This window comes from Streptococcus sp. HMSC072D05, assembly GCF_001815805.1.
Lineage (GTDB): Bacteria > Bacillota > Bacilli > Lactobacillales > Streptococcaceae > Streptococcus.
Genome location: NZ_KV822031.1, coordinates 1 through 7,485 on the forward strand (window position 1 = coordinate 1; position 7,485 = coordinate 7,485).

General features: G+C 40.8%; 2 protein-coding genes and 1 pseudogene. All 3 read left to right on the forward strand.

All coding sequences use genetic code 11. The features are described 5' to 3' along the window. Positions 1-3,487: pseudogene (padA, locus tag HMPREF3057_RS05285) on the forward strand (LPXTG-anchored isopeptide-forming adhesin PadA); the annotation flags it as partial. A 76-nt stretch (positions 3,488-3,563) separates the two neighbouring features. Next, positions 3,564-5,372, forward strand: coding sequence for a G5 domain-containing protein (locus HMPREF3057_RS05290; protein ID WP_070696747.1), 1,809 nt, complete (start codon positions 3,564-3,566; stop codon positions 5,370-5,372). 361 nt (positions 5,373-5,733) lie between these two features. Next, positions 5,734-7,485, forward strand: a 1,752-nt coding sequence (locus HMPREF3057_RS05295; RefSeq protein ID WP_142350347.1) for an Sgo0707 family adhesin, incomplete at its 3' end; no start/stop codon positions are given.

Sequence of the window (7,485 nt, forward strand, 5' to 3'; positions counted from 1 at the left end):
CAAGGATTCGAACGAAGTCCCAGTAACGCCTCCAACACCAGAAGTGCCAGAAATCAAGAAAGATGTGAACGGCAAAGAAGCTGAAACTCTTGACAAACGTGACCAAGTCTTCACCTATAATGTGAAAACAAGTGTAGCGCAAGATGCGACAGCCTTCTCAGTCACAGATACCCTAGTGGACGTTCTTGAATTCGCAGGAACTTTAAGTGCTAAATTGAATGGTCAAGCGCTTGAGGCTAGCCAAATCAAGGTAGACGGTCAAACCATTACCTTGACACTTACAGAAGAACAAGTCAAAGCCAATGGCGGTCAAGCAGTTGAATTGACGTTCGACGCCAAGATCAAAGCCGGCGCAAACTTGTCTGCATATGTGAAGGAAGACGGCCGTACACAGATTCCGAATAAGGCTTCTTATGACGCAAGCTTCCCACACAAACCAGGTGTGCACAAGGATTCGAACGAAGTCCCAGTAACGCCACCAACACCAGACGAGCCAGAGATCAAGAAAGATGTGAACGGCAAGGAATCTGCAACACTTGCGAAACGTGATGAAGTCTTCACATACAACGTGAAAACAAGAGTAGCGCAAGATGCGACAGCCTTCGCGGTAACGGATACACTAGTGGACGTTCTTGAATTCGCAGGAACTTCAAGTGCTAAATTGAATGGTCAAGCTCTTGATGCAAGTCAAATCAAGGTAGAAGGACAAACCATTACCTTGACGCTTACAGAAGACCAAGTGAAAGCCAATGGCGGTCAAGCTGTGGAGTTGAGCTTTACTGCTAAGATTAAAGCGGGCGCGAACTTGTCTGCATATGTGAAGGAAGACGGCCGTACACAGATTCCGAATAAGGCTTCTTATGACGCAAGCTTCCCACACAAACCAGGTGTGCACAAGGATTCGAACGAAGTCCCAGTAACGCCACCAACACCAGACGAGCCAGAAATCAAGAAAGATGTGAATGGCAAAGAATCAGCAACACTTGCGAAACGTGATGAAGTCTTCACTTACAACGTGAAAACAAGCGTAGCTCAAGATGCGACAGCCTTCTCAGTCACAGATACCCTAGTGGACGTTCTTGAATTCGCAGGAACTTCAAGTGCTAAATTGAATGGTCAAGCTCTTGATGCAAGTCAAATCAAGGTAGAAGGACAAACCATTACCTTGTCGCTTACAGAAGAACAAGTAAAAGCCAATGGCGGTCAAGCAGTTGAATTAACGTTCGACGCCAAGATCAAAGCCGGCGCAAACTTGTCTGCATATGTGAAGGAAGACGGCCGTACACAGATTCCGAATAAGGCTTCTTATGACGCAAGCTTCCCACACAAACCAGGTGTGCACAAGGATTCGAACGAAGTCCCAGTAACGCCACCAACACCAGACGAACCAGAAATCAAGAAAGATGTGAATACTAAAGCTGAGGAAACCCTCGCTGATCGTGACCAAATTTTCACTTACAACGTGAAAACAAGTGTTCCAACAGATGCGACAGCCTTCAGTGTAAGCGATACACTTGAATCTGTTCTTGATTATGCAGGTTCAGTAAAAGCGAGCTTGAATGGTCAAGCCCTTGATGTAAATCAAATCAAGGTAGAAGGTCAAACCATTACCTTGACGCTTACAGAAGACCAAGTGAAAGCCAATGGCGGTCAAGCTGTGGAATTGAGCTTCACTGCGAAGATTAAAGCGGGAGCTGATTTGACTCCATATCTAACAGATCGTGGATTCACTGTTCCAAATACAGCTTCTTATGATGCGAAGTTCCCACACAAACCAGGGCTACACAAAGATTCGAATAAAGTTCCGGTTATCGTTCCAAAAGAACCAGAACCAGAAATTACGAAGAAAATCAATCGTACCTTGGACCACTTGGATGTGGAATACGATGCACCTTACATGTACAATGTCAATACAGCTTTACCAAAAGATATTGATAAGTACAAAGAGTTCACCGTAACGGATACTCTGGAATCTGTTTTGGCAATAGCTGATACGCCAGTAGCCTATGTGGATGGTCGTGATGCAAATGGAGCTCTTGAAACAAGTGTTAAGGGAAATACCGTCACTGTAAAAGTGAAAGATTTCGCTCGACTAAAAGGCTTCAAAGAGATTCAATTGTACATCCCAGCTAAACTCAAAGCGAATAGCGATCTGAAAGCTTATAAGGACCAATTGGTACCAAACAAAGCAACTGTCAACTTCAAGGATGCCAATGGTCAATCTGGCAGCAAGAAATCAAAACCGGTAACGGTGAAACCACGTGACCCAGAAAAACCAACAGATCCGACACCAGGTGAACCTGCTAAGACAGTTGGACCAGAAAATGGATCAACACCAGGGACTTCATACAACTTGCCAAATGCAACAGATACTTTCCGCTTCGATATCACTACTCCGGTTCCAACGGATCCAGTGGATGAAAATGGAAATGCCAAGAAAGATCGATATGGTCGTCTTGTCAAGACAGATTTGACGAACTTCACGATCAGTGATGAAATCCATTCAGTTTTGAAAGTCAATAAAGACCGCATCGCTCTTAAAGTTGAAAACGCTCAGTTTGACAAGCTCAAAGCAGCTCTTCAAGCCCAAGTTGAACAGGCAGAGAAGGAACTGAAAGCTTTGACAGGTAAGTCAACTGATGAGACCTCAACAGAGAATAACAAGAAGGAAGACCTAAAAGCGGCGGAAGCTAAAGTGGCTGAATTGAAAGCGAAGTTGGAAGCAGCTAAGGCAGCGCAACCAGCTAAACCAGCTGAAGCGGAAACGCCGGCTACTCCAGCTACATCTGATTCTTCTGCAACAGAAGATAAGAAACCTGCTGACACCGAAACAAATCAAAATCTTGCAAGCCTAGAGGCAGAGTTGAAAGCAGCTAAAGAAAACTTGGCTAAGCTTCAAGCATCAGCGGAGAAAGAAGCAGAATTAGTACCAGCTGATAAGAAACAACAACAAGAGAAACTTGAAAATGAAATCAAGAACCTGAAAGAAGCTCAAACTAAGCTTCAAGTGGCTATTGATAAATTGAGTAAGGTTTCAAATGATCGTAGTGAATTAGTAGGTAAAGAGTTGGAAGCAATTGCCACTGTTACTTACGATGAATCTCAAAACATTGTAACTCTTGAAATCAGCGATAAGGATGTTCTCGAAGCCTTGAAGGGAAGTAAAGTAACTCTCGTTCTTTATACCAACTTCAGAGAAGGAACAGATTTTGCACAATTCGCGACAGGTGTACCAAATACGGCAAAAGTAAGCTTTAACGATAAATCAAAAACTACCAACAAGGTTGTGGTGACACCACCGGTTCCGGTAACGCCACCAGCTCCAAATATCCCACCAGCAGAGGGGGATATTCCGAAAAAACCAACAGAACCAGGTAAAACATTGCCAAATACAGGTTCTGAAGTTTCTACAGTTCTTGAAGTACTTGCAGCCCTTACTCTAGGACTTGCTGGACTTCTAGTTTGGAAGCGTAAAGCTGAACGTTAGTATCATATAGTAAGAGGAGAGTAGAAAAATTTACTCTTCTCCTTACTGTATATTGAAAGTGTTAAGGGAAAAAATAATGAGTAGAAAAAAATTATTAAAGTTAGGGATTTCTATACTTGCTTTAAATGCTCTTGGAGTAGCAACTTATCATGTAGCTCCTGACTTGTATCGAATTCCAACAGTGCATGCAGAAGAGACTCCGGCAGAAGATGAAGAAATTCCAGACGGACAAGAGCGAAACATTGCAAATACGTTCAAAAGAATGCTCAATAATATAGAATCTTCGATTAAGGATTATACAGATAATCCAGAAGAGGAGAATAAAGAACTCCTAGAGGGTGATGTAGAAGAAGCAAAGAATTTTTTTGCGACTGCAAAGAAGGCAATGAAGAGTCCAGAAGGTCAAAAAAGTTTTGCGGCACTTGAAGCTCGTTACAATGAGTTGAAAGCCAAGGCTGAGGCGCTTCTCTCAGGGGGAGATTTAAAAGAAGAACATCAAGAAGTCACAACTACTGAGGAGATTCCTTACCCATCTCGTACAGAAAACAATGCAGACCTCGCCGAAGGTACTCGAAAGGTAAAACAAGCAGGAGAAAAAGGTCAGAAGAAAGTTGTTTGGGATGTTACTTTGGTAAATGGCGTTGAGAAAAAACGTGATAGAAAGAGCCAAACAGTAATTAAAGAACCAGTAGAAGAAATCATCGAAGTTGGAACTAAGAAAACAGGTGTAGAAACCAAAGAAACAGTGACTGTAGAGGAGAAAGTTGCTTTCAAAGAAGAAACGAAAGTAGACCCAGCACTGGATAAAGGTCAAACACGTGTTGAAGAAGGTGAAGAAGGTATTGATGAAGTCACTTATGAAGTGACAAAAGTGGATGGTGTTGAAAAATCTCGTAAAGAAGTTTCACGCAAGACTAAGAAAGCTGCAAAAAACAAGATTACCTATACCGGTGGGAAAGCTGTTGTAACGACTAAGGAAGTAACCAAAACGGAAGAAGTTGCCTTCCAGACTCGTGAGGTTGAAAATGCACTCTTAGCTGAAGGTGTTCGCCGAGTGAAGACAGCTGGGCAAAAAGGTGTTCGTACCATTGTTGAAACTGTCACTTACACAGATGGCGTTGAAACAGGTCGTGAGGTGAAATACAATACAATCACTACTCCAGCAGTAGACGAAGTTGTCGAAGTTGGAACTAAGAAAGCAGCGGTTGTAACGACTAAGGAAGAGACCAAGACAGAAGAAGTTGCTTTCCAAACTAAGGAAGTACCAAATGCTGAACTTCCAGAAGGAAGTCGTCAAGTGAAAGTTGCTGGTAAGAAGGGTGCCCGCACCATTGCTTATACAGTGACATACACAGACGGCGTTGAAACAGGTCGAGTTGAGAAATCAAACACAATCACCATTCCAGCAGTAGACGAAGTTGTCGAAGTTGGAACTAAGAAAGCAGCGGTTGTAACGACTAAGGAAGAGACCAAGACAGAAGAAGTTGCTTTCCAAACTAAGGAAGTAACAAATCCAGATTTTCCAGAAGGAAGTCGTCAAGTGAAAGCTGTTGGTAAGAAGGGGGTTCGCACCATTGTTTATACAGTGACATACACAGATGGCGTTGAAACAGGTCGTGTTGAGAAATCAAACACAATCACTACTCCAGCAGTAGATGAGATTGTTGAAGTTGGAACTAAGAAAGTAGCTTCTACAACAACCAACGGTAATAAGAATGATACTGCAACAACAGGGAACCAAGCTGAAAGCACTAAGAAAGAAGAAACTGCAAGCCAAGAACAGAAAGTTCTACCAAGTACAGGTACAGCTTCTACCAGTCTTCTTTCAATGATTGGTTTATTTATCGCCGGTCTAGTAGGCTTTGTCGTTCGTAAGAAGGACTAAGGCTCTCTAATATACAAAAGTATCTTTTGTACGAGAAATACTAAAAAGAACCCAGAATTTATTCTTGGGTTCTTTTTTATAAAAAATTAAATATATTAATGTTTATGTGTGGCTTGAGTACGTTATGAAACTCATAGAGTGATAATAGGATTAACTATAAAACAGTTATTCACATAGTGTAAACGCCTTTTCTAAAATTTTTATATTTTAATTATTCTCACCGAAAATTGACAATCTGGAAATACAAAATAATAAATTTTTATCTATAATCTACTTTTAATTGCCCTTTTTTTGTGTTAAAATGAGATGAATATTTCTTTTGAAATGATTAAATAATCATTTTTAATTTTGGAGGTACATTATGAAATGGAAATATCGCATGAGAATGCCTTTTTCTACTATTTTCAGTAGAAAAAAACAGGCTTTTCTCGGATTAGTCGTTTTACTTTTTTCTATTTTTCTTCTTCCGCTTCAATCTTATGCGGCTTTAGAAGAAATAAAAAACGGAACGGATATCTCAACCTTGGATATTCGTAAGTTTAATTTGAACATCAACAATTTTAGTGTTTTATCTAAATCACAGGCTGTTGATCAGTTTCATTTATCGAATCCCCACTATGAATATCTCTGGGGTGGTGCCTATCCAGGCGAGATGGAGAACTTTACTCTTAAAGTAGATAAAAGTAAAAAACAGGATCAAGTTTTTGAAAATCCTCTTTCTCTAAAATTCACAAATATTGGGACAGTTAATGGTAAGCAAGTAGATGCTTACTTAAAATTCAATAAGGTAACTCTTCACTATCTAAACACTGCTCAGGCAGAATCTGAGATGAATAGTGCTCAAAAATCTACTGTTGAATTTTTCTCTATTTCAGAATTGTGGGAAAATAATGCTTTTGAAATTGGGAATGTTCCCTATGTAGATGCAGCTCATGACTACATTATGAATAAGGCTTTTTGGCTTGATGCGGATGTAACAGCAGAGTTGCGTTATGCAGATGGTTCCGAGACAGATTTGAAGTTGGTTATGAAGCCAACAGACATCGATGCAATGGATGCCAACAACTTGAAGGAAACCTTCTATGTTAAGGATTATCAAAATGATGTTAATCTTCGTTTGATGAATAATGCCAATGTCTTAAGACAGGAAGATCAAGGAGATCGAACTGCTTGGGTAGCAACTCAGATTACAAGCGGTAGCTATTCTGAGAACAATATCTCTGGTTTTGCCCTTCGATCAAATAGTAATAGTATGAATTTTGGTTACTCATCAACAGAGGTTGCTTCGGCCGTCTTTGGTCTTTATATTGAAAAAATTGATCCGAGCCCTGTTCTAGCAGTGGATCCTACAGAGATTCCAGCTAAGGAAGGACAAGATGTAACCTATAAAGCTACGTTTAAAGTTCCGGTTCCAGGTAAGGACATTTTAGCAACGCCTTCATCTATCGAAATGGTTCAGAAATTTGATGAGCGCCTTAATTATCAAGGACTTAAAGTGGAATCAGGTGGAGTGACTTTACAGGAAGGGCGTGATTATACTATTGAAAAGAATGGTCAAACTGTTACTGTTAAAATGACACCTGAATACATAAAAGCAAATTCTTCTGCTGAAATTATTGTAACTTATAATACTACTACAAACAAAAAAGTAGAAGAAAAAGGTTCTGGAAAGATTGACAATACTGTAACATTGCATGTTGATAATTTATCAGCTCCTTCTAATCAGGTAAGCACGGCCCTCCTTTATGAAAAACATCATGAGTTTGTGAGTGGAACCCCAGGCAAAGAACTTCCACAAGAAGTGAAAGACCTGCTTCCAGCAACAGAAAAGAACTTGTCTAATGGTACTCAAGTAACGCCAACACAACCAAGCCAAACAGAAGTGAAGACGGCAGAGGGTACATGGAGCTTTAAGTCTTATGACAAGGCATCAGAAACCATCAATGGAGCAGATGCCCACTTCGTAGGCACCTGGGAATTCACTCCAGCTCCAACTTACAAGGCAACACATGAATTTGTCAGCGGAATCCCAGGGAAAGACCTTCCACAAGGAGTGAAAGCCTTGCTTCCAGCAGACCAAACCGACTTGAAAGATGGTAGTCAAGCGACTCCA